Origin of the sequence: Allobacillus sp. SKP2-8, from assembly GCF_007559355.1 — a bacterium.
GTDB classification, from domain to species: domain Bacteria; phylum Bacillota; class Bacilli; order Bacillales; family Alkalibacillaceae; genus Allobacillus; species Allobacillus halotolerans.
Map to the genome: position 1 here is coordinate 71,550 of NZ_VMHF01000004.1, position 21,354 is coordinate 92,903.

Below are 21,354 nucleotides of genomic sequence, written 5' to 3' on the forward strand. Positions count from 1 at the left end.
AGATATCCATTTACAGGTAATTTTATTCGAGAAACTGGATTGAAATGCTCACCTGACAAGGTTTAATAATAAAAGATAAAGATCTCCTTCGCATATCGAATAGCTTCTAAGTTAGATTGGTATATTAGCTCACTTCTTTAAACGATCTGCGTTCTCTTTTGAACGGTGAGCGCTTCTTTGAACATTCAGCTCTCCTCTTTGAACGATTAGCTCAACCTTTTGAACACTCAGCTCACTTCTTTGAACGATCTGCGCTCTCTTTTGAACAATCAGCGCACCTCCTTGAACACTCGGCTCAACCTTTTGAACGGTCAGCGCATTTCCTTGAACGATTAACGCTCTCATTTGAACGATCAGCGCACCTCTTTGAACACTCGGCTCACCCTTTTGAACGGTCAGCGCATCTCTTTGAACACTCAGTGCTCTCCTTCGATCGCTCACCCACGCCTCCACCACATATGGACTCTCTCCTCCCTTCTCCCACACCACAAAATAACACAACATTCAGATTTTCATTTTGACAACGCTTTCATTATTTCATTTTACAAAATGTAAGTGGTTTTATAAGTTTTTCCATTTAAAAGTAAGTAAAAAAACAGCTTGACTGACATTTCTATATCTTATATACTATTTTAAAACGTTTAAATTGTTAGAAAATCTTTATCGCATAAAATCATTAGAGGGAGAGATTAGAGTGAAAAGTCTAAAGCGTATGATCGGGGTAGCCGTTATTCCATTGGCAGTTGCATCACTTGCTGCATGTGGTGGCGATGAGAAAGTTGAATCAGCAGAAGCGTTTCCGTCAAAGGAAATTGAATTGACGATTCCATGGTCACCGGGTGGCGGAAGTGATATCGAAGGCCGCTTCGTTGCAGAGCATGCATCCGAATATGTCGGTGAAGATGTCGTTCCAGTCAATGTGCCAGGTGTCGGTGGAACGGTCGGCTTAGAAGATTTAACGAAGAAAGATGCTGACGGATACAATATCGGACAGATTCATGAAGGGTTACTTGTTGCCCACCATTCAGATGTAACAGAAATTAATTATGATAGTTTTGAACCTATTGCTTCTATGTCATCTTCAGATCAGATTCTTGCTGTTTCAACCGACATGGGCGTTGAAACGTTAGAGGAATTAGTTGAATACGGACAGGAAAATACCATCCAATTCGGTGGTACAGTTGCTGGAATCCCACGTGTATGGGTTGAGCAAATGGCGAAAGAACTTGATGTCCAGCATAACCTCGTCGGATATGAAGGGATTTCTGAAGCCATTCAAGCACTCGCTGGCGGCCATATTGATGCTGCAATCGTCGACTATAAATCTGGTATTGATTTTGTAAAAGCGGACGAGATTAACTTCGTTGCAATCGGTACAACGGAACGAATTGAAACAGCGCCAGATCTACCAACTTTCCAAGAAAAAGGCTATGACATCACGATGGGAATCAACCGTGGATATGTTGCACCAGAAGGAACGCCTGAAGAAATCGTTGAGCAACTCGAAAAAGCTCTTGAAGAAACATCAAAAGATGAAGATTACGTCGAAGCCGTTCAAAATGCTGGCTCAAGTGTTAACTTCATGGGCACGGATGAATACAAAGAGTATTTAGACAAGCAAGACAAGATCATCAGTGACGTCATCGAAGAAGTAGCAGCAGAATAAATCATAGAGGGAGCCTCTCCCTCTTTCTTTGTTAGGAGGAAGAATTATGGGTGAATTAATCGTTGCCATCGCACTTGTCGTCTTATCGATTTTGATTTACACACAGACCGGCGACCTCCCATCCATGAACGAATCCCAATTGGATGCAGGGTCTTTCCCTCAGTTTGTGGCGATAATACTTGGTGGGCTATCGCTCATCTTAGCGATTAAACAAACAATCGTCTTAGTAAAAGCACGTCAACAAAATAACGAAACATCAATCAAAGAACAATTGCTTTACATAGTGAAAGAACACAAACTCGTTTTCATCACGTTGGCTCTTTTATTCTTATATATTCTAGCAATCCAAATACTCGGGTTTATTCTATCTTCTATTATATTTATGATTGTCACGGCTTTGGTCATTGGACCGCGGACGAAAAAGAGTATCGTAACAGTTTCCAGTATTGCGGTAATTTTGACACTCAGCTTATATTTCTTTTTCCAAAACGTTCTTCAAGTCAGATTCCCAACAGGCGTTTTCTTCTAAGAGGAGGCTCAAACAATGTTCGATTTACTATTCTTAGGATTCGGTGAAATTTTCACAGTAAAAATATTGCTCGTTATCTTTATCGGGGTTGTCGTCGGAGTCGTCGCCGGCTTGATTCCAGGGTTTACCGTCGCCATGGCCATTGTGCTGACCTTACCACTAACGTTCGGTATGGAGCCAGTTACAGGAATCGCTGCGATGATCGGTGTGTTCGTCGGTGGAATGTCTGGAGGGTTAATAAGTGCTGCACTACTTGGCATACCTGGTACACCTTCTTCAGTCGCGACCACCTTTGACGCATACCCGATGGCTAAAAAAGGACAACCGGGAAAAGCACTGTCGATTGGAATTTGGGCATCCTTTTTAAGCTCGGTTGTCAGTTTGTTCATTTTAGTAACCATTGCACCGCAAGTTTCCCAATTCGCATTGAAATTTGGTCCGTGGGAAATGTTCGCGCTTATTTGTTTGGCATTGACGATTATCGCAAGTGTCACAGGAGATTCCATTATTAAAGGATTAATTGCAGGTCTGTTCGGATTGCTCATATCAACAGTCGGTGCCGATCCAATTATGGGCTTCGCACGATTCACATTCGACCTCGATGTCCTTCGTGCAGGCATTCCATTTTTGGTCGTATTGATCGGAATGTTCGCGATTTCCCGATTGATGCAATCATTGGAAAAAAGCCAATTGGAAAAAGACCGACTTGAACGCTTGAATAAAGATGCTGCAGAAATGAAATTCACACTAAAACCTTTTCAAACCTTGAAAAAAGTCATTTCAAAACCGATGACGTTGATCGGCTCTTCTGTGATTGGATCGATTATCGGCGCCATTCCGGGAGCTGGCGGAAGTATCGCCAACATCGTCGCCTATGACCAAGCGAAGAAATGGTCCAAAGAACCGAAAAAATTCGGAACAGGCTGTGAAGAAGGCGTCGTCGCATCGGAAGCCGGGAACAACTCAACCGTCGGTGGTGACTTGATCCCTACCGTCGCATTAGGCATCCCAGGTTCAGCTGTAACAGCCGTATTGTTATCCGCATTGATGGTACACGGCATAACACCCGGTCCACTACTGATTGTAGACGAGCCAAACATCGTCGGTGGCATATTCGTCGCGTTCTTCATCGCATCATTCGCGATGCTGATCACACAATTCGCCGGCATGCGATTCTTTGTAAAAATCACCCAAGTACCAACGCATATTTTAGTGCCGATTATCTTAGTACTATGCGTCGTCGGTACATTCGTCTTGAACAACCGAACGACAGACCTATATATATTACTTGCGATGGGCATCATCGGCTACTTATTTACGAAATATAAATACGCCCTTGCCCCAGCGATCATCGGAGTCATCCTCGGACCGATCGCCGAACTAAATCTCCGACGAGCATTCATGACAGACCCAGATTGGACGCTTTTCCTATCCCGACCGATCTCACTAACATTTTTAGTTTTGACCGTTCTGTCGATATTGTTTACGATTTGGCAGACGTGGAATGCGAAGAAAAAAGCTCAAGCATAGAAAAATCCCGATTGCATGACAGTGCAGTCGGGATTTTCTAATTTAAAACACCTTCCCATAAACCTTCAACCAATTCCCGCCATAGATCTTCAAAATTTCTTCTTTCTCAAACCCTCTCTCCAACAACTTTTTCGTTAAATCTTGTAAGTTTTGGTGCTTCAAAATATCAAAAGCTTCGTCATCGCTTGGTGGGAAATATTTTCGAAGCATGTCACAACAATCCAGGCCAAGTCCGATGTGATCCACTCCAACCGTCTGTTTCATGTACTCTACATGGTCGGCGATTAAATCGATATCGCCTTCATTGGCTTTTCCGGAAGCGATTCGACTTAGAATATTGATGCCGGCAACACCATCACGCTCAGCAATTTTTTTCAATTGTTCATCCGTTAAATTCCGCGGTGTTTTGGCGACTTCCCGTGAATTGGAATGCGAGGCAATAATCGGTCCTTCCGCAAAACGAAACACATCCTCAAATCCGCGGTCGTTAATGTGCGTAATATCAAGGAGCATGCCTAGCCGTTCGGCTTCTTTGACAAGCGCTTCGCCAAATTGCGTCAATCCGCCACCCCGATCTTCTATATCCATCGAAAAATGGCAACCATCTGCAGCATAGTTCCGACGACTCCATGTCAAACCAACAAACCGAACACCTAATTCATAGAAAACGCGTAATAAAGACAAATCATCATACAGCGGCTCCACACCTTCAAACGAAAGCATAATGCCGACTTTTCCTGTGTGCTTCGCCTCTAAGATATCTTCGTAACTTTTACAAAGCATCAGCTCGTCAGATGACTCATCAATCTCCGCATAGAGCGCACTCACTTGATTAAGCGCCTTACGCAGCACCATCTCAGGGATGTACTCATCGTCCTCAAAAATAGACGACACGATCAGGTTGAATCCACCTTTTTTGAAATTTGGCAAGTGGTCGGTCTCGATAACTTTGGTCCGTCCGAGCGCCCGCTGTTTGGCCACATCAAAAAGTAGATCGTAATGTGCATCAATAATAAACGCTTCTTCGTGAATTTCTTGAATCAATTTGTCCATTTCATCACACCTTTTTCAAATTCGTTTAATTCAACAATAACATAATGAAGGAATTTGTGATTGCGACATCGAATTTACGGAGAAAGCATACATATAAAGTATATGAACGGAGGGGATAGACTTGAGTGATGACAAAAAGAAAGTAACGTTGACCACTGATGAATATGAACGAGCGGAATTTTTGAAGTTATTGATTGAAGAAACGAAATCGCCGGCAGAGCTCAAGCGACTTCGAATGGAACTGAAACAGATTTATCATCAAGGGCATATGCGGGCTGTTCGTGAGCAAATATAAATTAAACCACTATCGCCGAAAAATCGATAGTGGTTTATTTGTTCATTTAAAACTCATTCCAACCAATTGGAACTTCAATCGGTCCACTTGATTTAGGACCAATGTGATAAACATTAAAAATAATGACGAGATGTTCATCGGTCGCATAAAAAGTGTTGTAGTCTTCTTCTGGCGCCGTCAAGTTTGACTCATAATCTGCAAATAACTTCTCCCGATACTGTTCATCACGAAGCTTCGTTTTAACGAGTTCGTCTAAACGCTCATATGAAATATTTTTATCTGCTAAAACCTCCTCAAGGTGGACCATTTCATCACGATCTAAATCGAAATGGAATGAATTGATTGCAGAGGTGCCATTCACTCCACCTTCATATAGATATTCACTCATTAAAATGGAAACATAATCGCCATACTGGTAAACATCTCGATATCCGATTACGTATTGTTCAATAAATTTAGTTGAATCTTCCGTTGGCGTTACGTCTTCTATGTTCGGCATATCTTCATTTTTAGCTACATACTCTTCATATAAAAAGTCGTCTAAAACGTTAATACCAAATTGAGGGACCTTGAATTCACTTTTTACTAATCCGCCAAACTCACCTTCAAGCTCAGTTTCTTCATATTTATGAATAAACGTCGGATTGCTTAGTGCTTCCAGTTTTTCAGTCTTTTCCGTAGGTTCGTTTGTTTTCACTTCTTCTGTTCCTGTTTCTTCTGTCTCGTTATTCTCATTCGTGGAATTCTCTTGATACTCAGTGGATATTTCATAATTGATCGCGCCTGTATCTACACTGTACGCATAATTAGCGTCCATGTCGTGTTCTTTTGTGACGATGAATTTCTCACCATCCAATTCAATCTCATCCACGATTTCAATTGAATCACCATACAGATTCATTAAATCTTCTGTCGTTAAGTTTAATGGCTGCTTATCTGCAGATTCAGCTGTGACTTCATCAATTTTCCATTTTTCATTTTCTTTTTTGTACGTCCAATAATATGTTGACCCAGGGCCGGGATAAAGATGATTTCCAATCACAATCGATGTGGCTTGGAAAGAATCTTCATCTTGTTCAAGCACATCAAATCCCGCGATTACCATGCTTGGATCTAAAATTTCATAAGTATCACAGTCGCAATAGAACGCTTCTAAATAGTAAGACGTATATTTGTCGATGAATTGCTCAGTCGCCAAGTCGGTCAATGATTCATTCGTTTCATTGACGGCCGCCAAAACTTCTTCAGAGCTATCATTAGAAAAATCCAATTCATACCAGTCCATGTTTTGTTGTTTTGTATCAATGAATCGATTCATTAATTCTTCAACGTTATTCTGGATAATCCCCTTCACTTCGTCTTTCGTCAATTCTTCAAAAGCCGGTTCTTCTTCCTCTTCTACTGTTTCCGTTTCTTCTTCATTTTCTTTTTCTTCCGCTTCAGCTTCAGCACTTTCATCACTATTGCAGGCAGTTAAAAGCAGCCCAAGACAAATTAATAAAAACGCTATGTACTTCCTTTTCTTCAATCTAAAAGACCCCCTAAAAATATTTCCCCGATCTCTTTCTATCTTTAATGAATACACATTCATATTAACATATTTTTGAAAGGATGGGATGGGGTTTCGGGTGGAATGTGGGAGATGTGCAGATTAATGTTGAAGGTTGGTGGGTTGATGTAGAAGGAATCGGGATAAGCACTGAAAACTTGTGGATTAACACTGAAGGAAGCGAGTTTAACACTGAAGCTTGGCAATTTAACACTGAAGAAAGCGAGTTTAACACTGAAGCTTGGATATTTAACACTGAAGAAAGCTGAATTAACCCTGAAGCCCGGCAATTTAACACTGAAGAAAGCCAAATTAACCCTGAAGCTTCATCAATTAACACTGAAGGAATCGAAATTAACACTGAAGCTTCATCACTCAACACTGAAGAAAACGCTTTTAACACTGAAGCCAGACGAATAAATATTGAAGTTCAACAAAGCAAAACGGAAGCCTAACATCATTCGCTAGGCTTCCGTCGTGCTGACTTTTCTAGATCAACCCATTCTTCACCAATACAGCTGTTATTTTCGTATAGTCATAATCTTCCGGCAGGGCTTCTTTCAATGGCTTCAATCTGGGCTCTTCAACCTGCTCACGTGCTTGCAACACCGCTGTTTCTTCTTCATCGGTAAAAAATATTCCCCACTGAATTGGCTTGCCTTCTTTATATGCTTTAAACAGATGGCTTTCGATCGTTTGAGCTTGGACGCCGCGAATGACAGCGATATCTTTGATCGTTTTGCCGGACCTGAACATTTCATAGCTGATCATGTGGCTCGGGCGGTCGTCTTGTGGGTCGGCGGTTCTTTTTCTCGGTGTGGGTGTATCCGTGATTTTAACCCGCTTCTTCACGTCCTGATTTTCTGCTCGCCATTGTTTAATCACGGCTAAAAATGCTTCACCATATTGCTCGAATTTCCGCTCGCCGACACCTTTAATTTCAAGCATGTCTTCCTCAGTCGTTGGGAAATAACGACTCAATTCTTTCAGCGTTGCATCGGAAAACAGCACATACGGCGGAACATTTCGTTCATCGGCCATTTGTTTTCGTAGCGCTCGTAGCTCTTCGAAAAGGTCCGCTTCATAATCCGCTTCCTCACTTGTCGGAATCGGTGCGACGAACATTTCAACGGTTCGCCTACCCATCAAGACATCGACGGAATTTTGATTGAGCCGGAGAACCGGAAACTTCCCTTCCACCATTGTCAGCAGTTGTTCGGCGACAAGAAAATGAATGCGTTCCGTCAGTTCTTTTTCCGTGTAAGCCGACATAATTCCATACGTCGACAGTTCATCCAGTCGAAAGTTTTTGAGCTTTTGATCGCGTGAACCTTTTAACACTTTCGCTGTCATACCAACGCCAAAACGCTCTCCCATCCGCTTCACACACGACAAAATCATTTGTGCTTCTTCCGTCACATCCGCTTTCTCATTCCGCTCAACGCAATTACTGCAATGCCCGCAAGGTTCTTTCGGCATTTCACCCTCAAAATAATCCAAAATGAAAGACGTCAGGCAACCGTGCGTATGACAATAATTGATCATTTCTTGAAGCTTGCGGTATTCATTTTGCTTCGCCGCTTCATCGGCGTTCGACTGTTCAATCAAAAATTTCTGCAGCTGAACGTCTTGCGGTGAAAACAGCAAAACACAATCACTCGGCTCACCATCACGACCGGCACGCCCCGCTTCTTGGTAATACGACTCGATGTTCATCGGCATCGCATAATGCAGGCAATAACGCACATTCGATTTGTCGATCCCCATACCGAACGCATTCGTTGCAACCATAATCGTTTTTTCATCATGAATAAAAGCAGCCTGTGCCTGTTGCCGCTCTTCTTCCGTCAATCCAGCATGGTACTTCGCCACTTGAAAGCCACGAGACTCCAACTCACTATGTAACGAATCCACCTGTTTCCTTGTTGCTGCGTAAATAATTCCCGAGTCATTCGGACGCTCTTCAATGAAGGAACGGACATAGGAAGACTTATTCTTGCCTTTCACAAGGTGGAAAGACAAGTTTTCGCGCTCAAAACCCGTATTGATCACATGCTCATTTTCAATATGTAAAAGATCTTGAATGTCCGCGATGACCTCATCCGTAGCTGTTGCGGTTAACGCGACAAACACGGAGATATTCGGAATCCGTTTTAGATTCGGGACAATCGAACGATAACTCGGCCGAAAATCATGCCCCCATTGTGAAATACAATGCGCCTCATCAAAGGCAACGAGTGAAATCGATATTTTCCTCAACGTACGAACAAAATAATCCGACTCAAAACGTTCCGGGGCGACATAAACAAATTTATAAGTACCCCTTTCAATATCTTTCATCCGACTAGCCATTTCGCTCGTGGTAAGCGAACTATTAATGTAAGTTGCCGCAATACCAAGCGACTGAAGCGCATCCACCTGATCCTTCATCAATGAAATGAGCGGCGAAATAATGACCGCTGTCCCATCCATCGACAACCCCGGAATCTGATAACAAATCGACTTCCCGCCACCCGTCGGCATGACAGCAAGCGTATTTTTCTGATCTAATATATAGTCAATCGTCTCCCCCTGACCCGGACGAAACGATTCATAACCGAAATAAGTTTGTAGAATTTGTTGTTCTTTTGTTGGCATGGGGGGCCTCCTTTTGGTTGGTTAGATTAGGTTGGAATGTAGACTATTGAAATGAAGCGTTATCCAAATTTTAACTCGTGGAAGTGCGAGGATATTGAAGGTTTAAATCAAATTCAAGTTTGATTCTTTATATAATTCAACTTTATTTCATCAATCAAAAAATCTAGTATTTTTTCTACCTCAATCAAAGAATCTTTATCTTTCTTTGTTAATAAAATGTCCTCAATTTCTGGTTTAATTACACGGTCAATGAGTGTTATCACATTGTTAAATTCTCTATTTAGCTCATGGTTCAGTTCATGCCTAATATAGTTGCTTAATTCATAAGTTAAAGTAATTTTATAATTTAATTGATTTAAGTCTTCTTCATTTAAAGAAGCATCTATTTTAGTGATACCTCTTGTTAGATTTTGTAGTTCAACCTCATCAACTGGCATCGTCATATCTAAATTTATAAAGCTATCTTCAACTAAGACAAGTGGATAGTTTTCTTTTTTTAATTCGACGTAATTGGATGGAATTTCCTTTCGCTGTTTTAAAGAGATCGCTTTTGTGATCGGTGCAATTAAGACAGTCTTAAATGGTGTCTTTCTTTTATGCAATACTACCGCCCTGTGGTAGTTCCTTATCACTTTAGAATTGTCTATATGTTCTGTCGGTCGTGGTGGAAAAGTATATGTAATGATACTACCTTTTCTAAAAAACATATGCAGAACACCCATTCTATTTTTTATATAAATTATAGCATAACTGGGTGATTTTAGACACATTAAAAAATGCCGGATTCATAACCCGGCATCAATGGATAAAAGCAAGCTGCACCTATTTATTGATATGACGATCATGCACTCGCTGTACAGTTGGTCTAATATAGTCATTATAATAACTAAGTTGTGACTTATACAAATCTTCAGGAATTTGTTTGGGTACTTCTTCCATACCGGAGAACAGCTGATCATCTCTTTTGTTGGCACTACGGATATCTTTTAGCGATGATTTCAATTTTATCCGCTCCTCAACAATATTAATGCTCATAATATATTATTCTCCTTTCTCATGAAAATTAACCCTTATATTGATTATAACACAAAAAATTTTTCAATTGTATCCACTGCATTTACTTTTTTAGACATTCATTAACATTTGTACGTTAAAAACTCATTAGAAATGTTAGCGGTTAAAATTATAATCGTGTAAACCTTGGCAGGAGTGGTAGTAAATTGGTTATTAGAAATATTTTAACCTAAATTGCTGTAACGCAATGATATCGTTATAATGAAATAAATAATCCCGGTAGTAAAAAAACGATAGTTAAAATGTTTCTTGATCAATTACTAATTCTTATACCATCTGTGGTTTAGTGTTTTCCCTTGATTCAACCCACTTGTCATCAAATATTTCATCACTCTCGATATGATTAAGGCATATTAACAAGGATTTTATAGCTGGTTTAGAAGTATCGTCTGTATTCCAATCCTCAATAAATTTATAAGCAGATAATGGTTTTCCTAAACTAGTCTTGTGCTTATAACTGTGTGCAGATTCAAAATTAGCAAATCGACTTCCCGCCACCCGTTGGCATGACAGCAAGCGTATTTTTTTGATCTAATATATAGTCAATCGTCTCCCCCTGACCCGGACGAAACGACTCATAACCGAAATAAGTTTGTAGAATTTGTTGTTCTTTTGTTGGCATTGGGGGCCTCCTTGAGTGGTCTGTTCTTTGTTTATTGTAGCATTTATGAATGGAAGGTACATCGTGTTCAAAAATATTCATTTAATTTGTTATAACGCGTTATAACAGTTATAATAAAATGAATAACTGAATATACTAGGAGGTAAGATGATGTCTTCGGTGGTGAAAGAAATGTTAAAAAGGAAAGTTACAAATATTGGAAACAGCAGTGGCATAACTATACCTCAAGAGGTGATTAAGCACTTAAATTTAAATAAAGGAGATGAAGTTCGGTTCATCTTAGAGGAAGATGGGAAAGTTGCTCTTAAGAAACATGAGCCGGTAAACTATGATGCAATTGAAGGAATTGATCAGGAATTCGTTGATGGCGTAAAAGATTTGATGGAGAATTACCATACAACCTTGCGAAATTTGAAGGATAGATAGAGATTACTATGAGATACCTTACTTCAAAAGAAGTTGTTTTCTTGAATATATTTTTGATTAAACAATATTCACCTAAAGAACAAGCCGGTGTGAAACATGCAAACCTGCTTGAAAGCGCAATAGCTCGGCCTAAACAAACCCTTTACGGGAAAGATGCTTACCCAACAATCGATCTAAAAGCTGCAGCACTTTTCGAAAGTCTTTGTCAAAATCATCCTTTCCATAATGCCAATAAAAGGACTGGATTTGCTGCAATGAAACAATTTTTGTGGGTAAATGGGATGAACTTAATCGCACCTCAAAAAGAAGCAGAGGAATTCACCGTCAAAGTTGTTACTGAAAAGCCTGATCTTCAAGAAATTGCTAAATGGATTAAGAAATATAGTGTATTACGATAATCTAACTCAGTCCATCAATTTATGATGGACTTTTTAACATTGTCTGATAATGTATGGACGTATATATTCACAAATGACTTTAATACGGTGGTAGATTGGTGAATGAGATCGTAAAGAATTTTTATCATGAACAAAAGATAAATAAAAACAGGAGTAACATGTTAGTTTTTGCTTTCACGTAAACTCCTAAGTTATCAGATTCATCATTTTATGTCTTTATTCATTTTACTGATTTTATCTAATATATCTTCTCTGAGTTGCTCCATCTCTTGTTCTTTTAGTCCATCATTCAACAGCTGAACAATACCAGCATTTAAAGAAACATCACATTGCTGTGAATATTCATATACTCGACGGTGTAAAGTCTTTGGCATCCTAATTGTAGTTCTTCCTGAGAAATTGTCTTTCTCTTGAGAGTACTCATTCGGATATTTAATTACCCATCCTTTTTCTTTGTATAGTGAATACAATGCCTTTTTTGATTCGTCTACTTCGGCAAGCGCTTCTTCAATTGTATCCCCATAAACCTCAAGACCATTGATTTCAGGACTTTTAACTACAACCCCCTTTTCTCCTTCCTCTTCAAAAGGAACAATTTCCAATTTATAATTTAGAGAGAGAAATTCATCTAAACTTTCTACAAATTTACTCACGATCCATTACCTCCTCAACGAGAGATATCACTTTTTTTACATGATAAACATGCATTGGCTTTTTTCGAGATAGCGTCCAGTTCAAATCATCATACTCAGGATGACTGACCCAACTGTGAGACCCTTTCCCTGAACTTTCATTCACTATAAAACCATACTTCTTCAGTAAAGATACCAACTCTTTGTAGCTTCTTCCCTTTTTATTATTTTTTAAGTCTTGATATAGCTTATGTTTTTTTGACAACTAATACACCGCCGCACCATATATAGTGACAATATAATTTAGCATAAATGATTTTAATTCATATATCAAGTTTTCTGTTACCCATTGATATACATAAATATAATCGTTAGGATTCTAAGTTGGGTGTGGAAACTTTTTGATAAATAATGTGAAGATAACATACCCGTTAGACTTACATTTGGAAATGGAGGAAATCAATTTTACAAAAAACAATGTGAGCATTTTATTGAGGATCCTAACTTAGGAAATTGGCTCGCAAATGCTGTGCGTATGAACAATCAAAAAAGTGAAAAATATAATGCACTCTTACAATATGTCGCCTCATTTGCTAAAGAATTTAAGCAAGAAAAAAGAATTGAATATAACGATAAGAATGAAAAATATTTCCCAATCAGAGAATTCAAGGATAACCGAATCCCTAATCCATCATTATGATGATTATATGAAACGATACTTCCAGTTGCACACAGGGTTTAAGAATAGAGCTTATTGAAAGTGGGAATAAGGGGTTGAATCTACGGCAGAATGAGTGATTTCGTCCTTAAGATGTATTGTGTGGAGATAAGAAATTTTACTATTCATAAACACACTACCTATTACACTCTCATTCTGTATTTCTTCAGTGTTAATTTAGGAAGGTTCAGCGTTAAACCGTAGTGCTTCAGGGTTAATTCATGAAGCTTCAGGGTTTATCTGCACTACTTCAGTGTTAATTTTCACTTCTTCAAGGTTAATGCGAGAATCTTCAGTGTTAATCGTAAGCGTCAAATAAACTGCACTCAAGTTTGAGCGCGGTTTAATTGACGCTTACTTATCAAGACTTTTCTTACTCCAAAGTAGTTTTTAAGTTTTTGTGTTAGATAAATAACTCCTCACTTTTTCCCAGTCAGTTCCTTCTTCTGTTAATAAATTTAGTATGTTGTTCCTATCCTTATATTGCGAGTTTGAAAAGTACTCTTGATATTTGGACTCAACCGTCTCAGTTAATTCTTGTAGTTCAAATATAGATTCCATTGCGTTTAGACTGTGAACATCTAGATCTAAAGACTCCAACACAGCAATTCCTTTTCTGAAATCTTTTAGTTCTTCGCCATTTAACAGATAGACTATTAATTCCTTCATTGATAATTTTTCTAAAGTGAAGTCATAGCTTTTATCCATAAAAATTTTGTAAGCTTTAGAGCGATAATTAATTTCATAGGTATAAATACCAAGTCTTTTACTTTCAATTTCTATTAGCTTATACAATTCGGTACTTATCTTACCAATAATTCTTCCAATAAATTTCTTTACTTTATCTGAATTTTTATATTCAAGTATAGGGTCTTTTACTACCCCTAACCTTTTTTCTAAGAAGTGTGTGAATTCTGTTTTTTCATCATCTAAATGGATTTTATCTAACAAAAACCTTCCATATCTTAGGTGATTGTAAAAATTACTTAATAAGTTTATAAATGCATTTTCATTATTCGTTAGTTCAATTTTATATAATTTTCTTATCTTATCCATCAATGCAACATGGTCATGATGCTTTATTGAAGACACTAAGCCATCTAAGTCAGTAATCCCTTCATAATCACCCAAAATAATTACTACCTTTTGTAGTCTCTCAACTCCCACAGATATGTAGTACATAAAATTAAATATTTCTGTAGTATTGTTCAATGTTTCCATGTCCTCGAAGCTTTTAATACCATCGTATAAGAAGTTCCCAGCAACATTTAATTCATTTCCCATACTAAAATTTTTCCATGCGGAAATTGAGTCCATTACAACACCTCTTTTTTAAGATATCTAGCTTTTTCATAATTCTATTACTCTATCCCAATAACCCGTTTAATCTCGATTTTGACCAATTCCTTTATAATGGAAAAGGGAACGTTTCCTAACTCAAGACCCTTCGAAAATATTTTATCTTTTGTTCTTTCTCAAATGTTGGAGTCCGAGATGTTATCTAAGTAATTATTGCCTTTCCAAGTTAACCTTGGTTCATCAATATAAATCCTGGGTATCCTGTCTTCAAATCGATTCTTATAGTAAATTAAGTTAGCCTGCCTCAAAATTTCAATGTGGTAATCATATAATTCATCTTTTCTGTCTAATGGATTTAATTCAATTGTGTTTCGACCTTTTGAAAGGTCTATTAGGATAGTTCGGACTAATTCCATATCTCTTCTCATTTAAGATCACCTCTTGTCTATTCTTCTATCATGTGTATATTTTCATAACTGTCCGATTAATCCCACCAACAATCTCTCCAAGGGAGAATACGAAACAATCTAACAAACTAGTCCAAAATACGCTACAATTAATAAAAAGTGACCGTATGACACAATAATTAATCAATATGACTTCACGGAGGATAACAAATGAATATTAACTTTACCAACAAGCAATACGAAACCTTATTGGAAGTTGCATATCTTGGGGAGTGGATAGCTAATGCAGGGCGTATTGGCGACCAACAAATTGAGAAATATAATGAGCTGCTTCAGTATATAGGAACTTTCGCAAAAGAGTTTAATCAATCTCATTCAATTGAATATGACCAATTTCTTGGAGGGTATTTTCCTACAACCGAATATGAAGAGCAAATGCACCCTATTATTAAAGAATATGATGAGTTGAATTTTTGGGAAAGGTTATCCGACCGATTAACCAAAAGAGATATCGAACAGTCCGGAAAAACTTTTACTTCTCGAAAGGAGTACTTCGAGCTGTACGCAGAAATTCGAAAAAAATATGAGATAGAGTTCTCTGTAAATGGGGTAAGGAATTTGGTTATTAAGGAGTACGGGTGATTCGTTCTCCTCTCTTAAGTCTTCCGAGAAGTCATTCAATTTGAAGAACCCATCTTTTTACATCCTACTCAGACATTTCTCACAAAACTTTGAGAATATAAGTGAAGCATATACTATTTATAATTTCCAATTCGGATATTTCAGTCCATATTTTCTCTCAAACGAAGAAGGTTCAATGTTATCAAAAATAATTTTAGCTTTATGGAAAATACTTGAATTAATCGATGATAGATCACCATTATCATTTTCTAATGCTTCTAACAAAAATTCATATACGGTATTCTTATCGAAGTAATGGAAAGGAACATCCTTATTTGACATGTTCCAAGCTTCATCGAAATAAATATCAATCGCATTTATATTATTTTTTTCTAAAATTGTTTGCACTCTCGAGATAAGGCCAGGGGCAATAGTTAATAATTCAGGCCATGCTAAATATTCACTGTTACTAGAACCACTTAAATCCAAAATAAATACTCTAAAATAAAAAGTAATAGCCTCTTCTGATTTATTTTCTTTTTGTAATTGTTCAGCCATGCTAAAAATAGTGTTGCGCATTAATCCATATGATCCTTCTTTTTTATATTTAGCATAGGCCTTTGTATATAACGACCATGCAATTTCATCATTACTTGGTTTTTCATCACTACCAATCGAGTTCATATATTGAAGCACTGTTGCTACATTGTAAGTTCCATCTTGAGAACTATATTTGTGAGCTGGAACGATGTAGTAGTAACGCTTCAAAACGTCATTACCAAAATCAGTTATTTTAAAAGATGATGTTTTCAGAAATGGTTTAACTTCTTCTGAGTCAAAGTTTTCTTCAATCCTGCTAATTAAATCTGCTTTTTTTCCTGAGACCTTTAAATCTTTACTTTTTAAAATCTCTTTGATTTCGGGGACTCTTAACGATGAGACTGATTCAATAGGTGTAGACTCTCTTAGATATCCGCTACTCAAAAGTGTGTTAACAGTTCTAGCAGGTTCAATGCCATATTGATATTCAAAGTAACCAGGGAATGATGAATCATTTGATTTGCCATCTATCCAATCTAAAAGAACAATTTGACCAGGCAACAGGCCTATGTCTAATTTTTCACGATAGATTGGGTTTATCTCTTCATTTGTATAAACATTTGTCTTATATTCTACTTTTCCCGTATACGTTTCGTGTGATTTACTTGTAGTCTTTTTCTTCTTCTTATTACCAAAAAGAAAATTTAATAATCCCAAAAGATCACCCCTATAATAAAAAAGTTAATTTACTTAATAATTCATTTACCCCATTGGCGTTAAAGTTTTTTAAGTGTCAAACTCTTCGAAAATAATAACTCATTCAGCATCTTAATTTATTTCGAAACCGCATGGATTATATTATTTTTTAAATAATTTTCCTAATAGACTATTAGAATTTGAGTGACTATCATTCTTAATTATAAAAGTAGACAATCTTCCAAGCATATCTGTTAATTCATTTTCAAATTCTATTGTATTGTCATCTGTTCCAGTATGAGCATGAATCAGTTCATGTAAAAGAGTACTAGCAAATGAATGTACATCTTTGAGCTGGGTGCGTTTAATGATAATTCGTTTTGTTGAAGGTTCCCAAATCCCTAGTGCATCAGTGCCAGTATAATTATTGGGACTCATTGTATTAGATATCACAATATCCTTTATCCCTTTTAAACTATTAGGATACCAATTTACAATCGTATCTTTGTAATTAAACACTTCTCTTTCTTTTTTAGTCAATTGATTTTCAGGAATAATATCAAATTCAAATTTTTCATTCCATTCTCTAGCATATAAATCTATATCTCTGAAACTGTTACCATCTAAATCTTTTGCGGTTACTAATTTTCCGGCTAATGAGTCGGGAATAGTTATAATTTGAAGACCATCCTGCTCAGCATACTTTACATATTTTCCACCATTTATTAAGTCATTAGCAGTCAAGAAAATCACATTTCTTATACTACTTAGTATTTTACATGCATGAAGCTGAATATCAATCCATAATAACTCCTCATGAACGTTACCTGTTTGCACTTTTTGTAAATCATCCACCAAGGTTTCTGCTGCCCTTTGACTTGTGCATTCTAAAAGTATAGATTTTATTCGGTCAGAATAAGCAGTTCTCCCAACATTAGTTCTCTCTCTATTTAACGATTTACGAAGTTGCTTTGTAGTTGAAGTAATATTATAGGAAAAAAGAAAGTTTTCTTCTTCGGCAACACTCAGTCCATTTACATATATCTTAGAAAGTCCGGTACTATTTTCAATAAGTTCCCCGTATTTTGTAGTTTCAATAATTTTTTCTCCTGAGTATTGTAAAAAGAAATTTTTTGCTTTTTTAATATCATCTTCTTTGACATTCGTTAAAATGAAGTCAGTACCTACCATATTGGGGTAAGTAGGATTTTTTACGATAGCATGTAGTGTTACTAAATCATCAAAATTACCTTTGGTTAGTTTCTCTATTGTTATATCACTATATTTTGATTGAATAATTACTCCGATATTTCTTCTATCGAATGTTGCCATTGCATCTTTCAATCCAACTCCAAACTTTCCTATAACTTTATCTGGATGCTCCGTTTTTTCTGAGTTCTCATTTTGAGTTAAATGTTCATATTTAAGTCCCCTTCCGAAATCCCTAATATGCCATTTATTATCATGATCTTTAAAAATTTGTGGTTCATCTGTGTTAGTGAGAATTGATTCATCTAACGCGTTTGCAATAATTTCTCTTAAAGCATGTGCAATTGTCCAATGTTCCAATACCTTTTCAACATTCAAATCGAATTCTTTCATTAACAAAAGCCTCCTAATTATTTTGAGACCTTCTAGCAGGCCATTTAATAGCTATATTTTCTTAGAGAATTAACTTGGAGATTGATTCTAGATGAGCAAAGACATTACCAGCAGTGGCTACTTTTACCTCTTGAAGTTACAATATTAGTATATCAAACCAATAAAGAGAAAAATATGCTATTCTTAAAGAAGAAAAACAACTCATCTAAACAGGCCGTACAGAGTAAACAAACTACTAGAAAATAAAGTAAAACTACGAGAAAAGAAGGATTAGGAGAATACAAACTTGATACCCAACTCAATCAGCTAATCGCTATCTGAGTGACCCTCTTTTGAAAAATCCACGAGCAAAGTCAAATGAATTTACTTTATTAAACAATTACGATACTAGATGGGTAATTTAGGGATGCTAAGTACCATGGTCAACTAAAAAAGACAGGAGGAATTACTGTGCAGGACAAAGATGACAAGCTAAAAGACGCCTCAAAATCTGGCTTTGGACTTTTATCAGATTCTGTCTTAAATGCATCAACTAATGCTGCGTCTGAAATAGCAAAAGAATCGGTGTCAGATATGGTAGGAGAAATGGCGATTGACACAGTCAGCTCATTTATCCCTGGTATTAGTGGTGCAATATCTTCTTACAAAATAAAAAGAGCAGAAAAGAATCTTACAATATTAATAAATGAAGTTAGCAAGAGACAGGAAAGGATAACAGCCAATCTCAGCAAGCAAACAGAAGAAAACAAAGACAAACTAGATCAACTATTGCAATACATTATAGAGTTGGCAGCTGATGAATACCAAGAACAGAAAATTGAATATATGGTGAATGGATACTTGTATTTAACAGATCACAATAAAATAACATCAGATTTTGTCATGCATTATTATGACACTCTTAAGCAACTTCGAATGGTCGATATTTCTGTTCTTCGCTTATATTATAAGAATGCATTTCTCATGCCAACTGAGAGAGAGAATTTTAGAGATATAATGGAAAAACATGGGTTGTCATATGAGCAATATAGGTCTGTTCAAGAAACTTTAAGAAGACATGGATTATTAGAACTTGAAGTTAAAGATGAAACAGAAAACGACATGACCAAACTAGAAGAAGGAATTAATAAAGTTGTTGCTTTTTTAGAACACTTAAATAAAGGTAAGAATTCTAGACCACCCCAAATCGGCAAAGTAAAAATCAAGCAAAAAACAAGGGAATCATTCAAACTGAACAAATTTGGTAAAGAGTTTAACGATTTTTTTCATGAAGGTTAGCATTTAAAAGTGGTCAAATATCATTCTTCAATACAATATAAACACCAAGTAAGTCAGTTTTCTGATTTAATATTGGAGTGAAAAGTATCAATATAACAGATCTTTTTTCTAGTAGAGAAATATCATTTTTTATTTGGACAGTATTTCTCTTTGTACTAATATTTATATTGGCGGTTCGAGACTTAAAATTGAGAAGAGATATTTATAGAGTTTTTAAAGCTGCTATCAACAAATATATAATCTCATTCTTATTAATTACTATCCTCTATACAGCTAGTTGCGTCTTCGCTTTCCTTCAGGGTTAATCCGCAATCCTTCAGGGTTTATTTTGGAAGCTTCAGGGTTGATTCGTGCTGCTTCAGGGTCAATTTGCAAAGCTTCAGCGTTAATATGCGCTGCTTCAGGGTTAATTCACGAAGCTTAAGGGTTTATCTGCAATACTTCAGTGTTAATCTGCTTTCCTTCAGGGTTAATGTAAAATGCTTCAACGCTGAACTGCTCGGATCCTATGCTCTACACTTTCCTCCTTCATCACCTTATTCAAATGAAACAAATAATCGAAATCGTCACTTTGAAAGTTGTATGCTAGCTGATATTTTCGTAAATATTTATCTCCGTGCCTCGTAGCTGCTTTCTTCAGCATGTCGCGAGCTGTATGGCTTGATTCTAGCCCAGTAAATTTCCGAAATGCTCGGTTCGTTATTTCCTTTCCATATAACAAATAATAGTCTTTGAGTGCATTTTCGTGGGCTAAGGCGTCGCGGTGGTTGCATCGTGGACATTGCCATCTACGTCTAGTCATTTTCATGCCAAGGTTTCCACAGTTTATGCAGAAAATTCCATGGTTAAGTTCGCTTGGTTGGATTCGATTTTGTTTTAAGATGTTTGGTAGATAAGGAGCATTGTGGCGTTTAATTTGATTGGAAAGATGGTTGATCTGTTTGACGGTGAGATGGTTGTCGTGTTCATTGGATAGTTCCCGAAATAATGAAGGCAGTCGTTGAAGGGATATGACGCGAGATGCGTGGTGAGTGTTCGTTGATTCGATTCGTAATCTCGTATTGGAGTTGGTCATCACGACATAGTATTCTACTGGCAGTTTGCTTATGTCATATTGTTCTAGCCAGTTCGATAATTGAAACGCTTGCTCTTCGGCTTGCAAAACGGGGTCTTCAAAGACTTTAAATTCGTCGCCTTTTGTCTGGATCACTTGATGCACCGTATCATCAAATAATAAGTCGTCACTATAATATTTGGATTCGAGAATTAAAATAAATTTAGAAGAGATTATGATAAAATCCATTTGAAAATGATTTGAATAAAGATTGAGGCGGACATTGGGCAAAATTTTGCAATAGGATGGAAATTTACTGAGTGGATAAAGCAATCGCTTTTCACCGTGGAAGCCAGCGAGTTCATTGCTTACCTTTTTCTGGATTTGTGGATAGCGCTCATGATGAGCAGGTAATCGATGATGCAAAGCTAGCAACTTAAGAATGTGTGGGGAGGGATAGAGGGTTAGCTTTCGCGTAGACAAGGGTCAATCGCTCCTTTGTATTATTGTACTTTTAAGTATAGCTAATTCTAGTTAAATGACAAGTAGGTTGATAAGCTGTGTTCAAGCTTCAGGGTTAATACGTATTTCTTTAGTGTTGATTTGCATGGCTTCAGTGTAGATGCGCACAACTTCAGTGTTAATTCAGATTTCTTCAACATTAATTTGCAATCCTTCAACATTAATTCAAGCTTCTTCAACATTAATTTGCAATCCTTCAACATTAA

The 21,354-nt window shown here is 37.1% G+C and carries 23 protein-coding genes; 9 read left to right on the forward strand and 14 right to left on the reverse strand.

All coding sequences use genetic code 11. The annotated features are described in order from the left end of the window. Positions 1–129 precede the first annotated feature (129 nt). Entirely contained in the window at positions 130–441 is a 312-nt protein-coding gene (locus FPQ10_RS05990) for a hypothetical protein (protein ID WP_144161797.1), read from the reverse strand. 253 nt (positions 442–694) lie between these two features. Here FPQ10_RS05990 and FPQ10_RS05995 point away from each other — a divergent pair, with 253 nt between their 5' ends. From FPQ10_RS05995 to FPQ10_RS06005, 3 genes are read left to right on the forward strand one after another with little or no spacing between them, the layout of a single operon-like run. Continuing rightward, positions 695–1,666, forward strand: coding sequence for a Bug family tripartite tricarboxylate transporter substrate binding protein (locus tag FPQ10_RS05995; RefSeq protein WP_144161800.1), 972 nt, complete (start codon positions 695–697; stop codon positions 1,664–1,666). A 46-nt stretch (positions 1,667–1,712) separates the two neighbouring features. Continuing rightward, complete coding sequence (locus FPQ10_RS06000; protein WP_144161803.1) at positions 1,713–2,195, forward strand: tripartite tricarboxylate transporter TctB family protein; 483 nt, start codon at positions 1,713–1,715, stop codon at positions 2,193–2,195. A gap of 15 nt (positions 2,196–2,210) precedes the next feature. After that, positions 2,211–3,725 (forward strand): tripartite tricarboxylate transporter permease, encoded by a 1,515-nt coding sequence (locus FPQ10_RS06005; RefSeq protein WP_144161806.1) that lies wholly within the window; start codon positions 2,211–2,213, stop codon positions 3,723–3,725. A gap of 42 nt (positions 3,726–3,767) precedes the next feature. Here the strand turns inward: FPQ10_RS06005 and FPQ10_RS06010 are convergent, their stop codons facing one another. Then, on the reverse strand, positions 3,768–4,778 hold the full coding sequence (locus tag FPQ10_RS06010) for a dipeptidase (RefSeq protein ID WP_144161809.1): 1,011 nt from the start codon (positions 4,776–4,778) through the stop codon (positions 3,768–3,770). 121 nt (positions 4,779–4,899) lie between these two features. Between FPQ10_RS06010 and FPQ10_RS12995 the strand changes: the two genes are divergently transcribed. Continuing rightward, entirely contained in the window at positions 4,900–5,073 is a 174-nt protein-coding gene (locus FPQ10_RS12995) for a hypothetical protein (RefSeq protein ID WP_186278568.1), read from the forward strand. Positions 5,074–5,119: 46 nt separating this feature from the next. Here the strand turns inward: FPQ10_RS12995 and FPQ10_RS06015 are convergent, their stop codons facing one another. Then, positions 5,120–6,601 carry an RsiV family protein gene (locus FPQ10_RS06015; protein WP_144161812.1) on the reverse strand — a complete coding sequence of 494 codons (1,482 nt, stop codon included), beginning with the start codon at positions 6,599–6,601 and terminating at the stop codon, positions 5,120–5,122. Positions 6,602–6,717: 116 nt separating this feature from the next. Between FPQ10_RS06015 and FPQ10_RS13000 the strand changes: the two genes are divergently transcribed. Beyond that, positions 6,718–6,891 (forward strand): hypothetical protein, encoded by a 174-nt coding sequence (locus tag FPQ10_RS13000; protein WP_186278569.1) that lies wholly within the window; start codon positions 6,718–6,720, stop codon positions 6,889–6,891. 220 nt (positions 6,892–7,111) lie between these two features. Here FPQ10_RS13000 and recQ read toward each other — a convergent pair whose 3' ends face one another. From recQ to FPQ10_RS13005, 4 genes are all read right to left on the reverse strand, one after another. Continuing rightward, entirely contained in the window at positions 7,112–9,259 is a 2,148-nt protein-coding gene (gene recQ, locus FPQ10_RS06020) for a DNA helicase RecQ (protein ID WP_144161814.1), read from the reverse strand. Between the two features lie 113 nt (positions 9,260–9,372). After that, complete coding sequence (locus FPQ10_RS06025; RefSeq protein ID WP_186278570.1) at positions 9,373–9,966, reverse strand: type II toxin-antitoxin system PemK/MazF family toxin; 594 nt, start codon at positions 9,964–9,966, stop codon at positions 9,373–9,375. Positions 9,967–10,081: 115 nt separating this feature from the next. Continuing rightward, complete coding sequence (locus tag FPQ10_RS06030; protein ID WP_144161820.1) at positions 10,082–10,294, reverse strand: hypothetical protein; 213 nt, start codon at positions 10,292–10,294, stop codon at positions 10,082–10,084. 514 nt (positions 10,295–10,808) lie between these two features. After that, complete coding sequence (locus FPQ10_RS13005) at positions 10,809–10,955, reverse strand: hypothetical protein (protein ID WP_186278571.1); 147 nt, start codon at positions 10,953–10,955, stop codon at positions 10,809–10,811. 150 nt (positions 10,956–11,105) lie between these two features. Here FPQ10_RS13005 and FPQ10_RS06035 point away from each other — a divergent pair, with 150 nt between their 5' ends. Beyond that, positions 11,106–11,381 carry an AbrB/MazE/SpoVT family DNA-binding domain-containing protein gene (locus FPQ10_RS06035; protein ID WP_186278572.1) on the forward strand — a complete coding sequence of 92 codons (276 nt, stop codon included), beginning with the start codon at positions 11,106–11,108 and terminating at the stop codon, positions 11,379–11,381. Between the two features lie 8 nt (positions 11,382–11,389). Continuing rightward, positions 11,390–11,779 (forward strand): type II toxin-antitoxin system death-on-curing family toxin, encoded by a 390-nt coding sequence (locus FPQ10_RS06040; RefSeq protein WP_144161826.1) that lies wholly within the window; start codon positions 11,390–11,392, stop codon positions 11,777–11,779. A gap of 203 nt (positions 11,780–11,982) precedes the next feature. Here the strand turns inward: FPQ10_RS06040 and FPQ10_RS06045 are convergent, their stop codons facing one another. The 4 genes from FPQ10_RS06045 to FPQ10_RS13500 all read right to left on the reverse strand — a co-directional run bounded on the left by FPQ10_RS06045 (position 11,983) and on the right by FPQ10_RS13500 (position 14,856). Further along, entirely contained in the window at positions 11,983–12,432 is a 450-nt protein-coding gene (locus FPQ10_RS06045; protein ID WP_144161829.1) for a hypothetical protein, read from the reverse strand. Continuing rightward, the gene (locus FPQ10_RS06050; RefSeq protein ID WP_144161832.1) at positions 12,425–12,676 is read right to left on the reverse strand and encodes a hypothetical protein; all 252 of its coding nucleotides are present in this window, start codon (positions 12,674–12,676) and stop codon (positions 12,425–12,427) included. The genes FPQ10_RS06045 and FPQ10_RS06050 overlap by 8 nt, the downstream gene beginning before the upstream one ends. An 843-nt stretch (positions 12,677–13,519) precedes the next feature. Then, positions 13,520–14,446 carry a hypothetical protein gene (locus FPQ10_RS06055; RefSeq protein ID WP_144161835.1) on the reverse strand — a complete coding sequence of 309 codons (927 nt, stop codon included), beginning with the start codon at positions 14,444–14,446 and terminating at the stop codon, positions 13,520–13,522. Positions 14,447–14,604: 158 nt separating this feature from the next. Then, on the reverse strand, positions 14,605–14,856 hold the full coding sequence (locus tag FPQ10_RS13500; RefSeq protein ID WP_144161837.1) for a DUF2513 domain-containing protein: 252 nt from the start codon (positions 14,854–14,856) through the stop codon (positions 14,605–14,607). A 189-nt stretch (positions 14,857–15,045) separates the two neighbouring features. Here FPQ10_RS13500 and FPQ10_RS06065 point away from each other — a divergent pair, with 189 nt between their 5' ends. After that, on the forward strand, positions 15,046–15,477 hold the full coding sequence (locus FPQ10_RS06065) for a hypothetical protein (protein WP_144161840.1): 432 nt from the start codon (positions 15,046–15,048) through the stop codon (positions 15,475–15,477). Between the two features lie 117 nt (positions 15,478–15,594). Here FPQ10_RS06065 and FPQ10_RS06070 read toward each other — a convergent pair whose 3' ends face one another. Together FPQ10_RS06070 and FPQ10_RS06075 are read right to left on the reverse strand one after the other, a co-directional pair. After that, positions 15,595–16,713 carry an SAP domain-containing protein gene (locus FPQ10_RS06070; protein WP_144161843.1) on the reverse strand — a complete coding sequence of 373 codons (1,119 nt, stop codon included), beginning with the start codon at positions 16,711–16,713 and terminating at the stop codon, positions 15,595–15,597. Between the two features lie 141 nt (positions 16,714–16,854). Further along, positions 16,855–18,294, reverse strand: coding sequence for an ATP-binding protein (locus FPQ10_RS06075; RefSeq protein ID WP_144161846.1), 1,440 nt, complete (start codon positions 18,292–18,294; stop codon positions 16,855–16,857). A gap of 450 nt (positions 18,295–18,744) precedes the next feature. Here FPQ10_RS06075 and FPQ10_RS06080 point away from each other — a divergent pair, with 450 nt between their 5' ends. Continuing rightward, positions 18,745–19,572, forward strand: coding sequence for a hypothetical protein (locus FPQ10_RS06080; protein WP_144161849.1), 828 nt, complete (start codon positions 18,745–18,747; stop codon positions 19,570–19,572). 484 nt (positions 19,573–20,056) lie between these two features. Here the strand turns inward: FPQ10_RS06080 and FPQ10_RS06085 are convergent, their stop codons facing one another. Continuing rightward, positions 20,057–21,109: a nuclease-related domain-containing protein gene (locus FPQ10_RS06085; protein WP_144161852.1), complete on the reverse strand. Its 1,053-nt coding sequence runs from the start codon at positions 21,107–21,109 to the stop codon at positions 20,057–20,059. Positions 21,110–21,354: the final 245 nt, after the last annotated feature.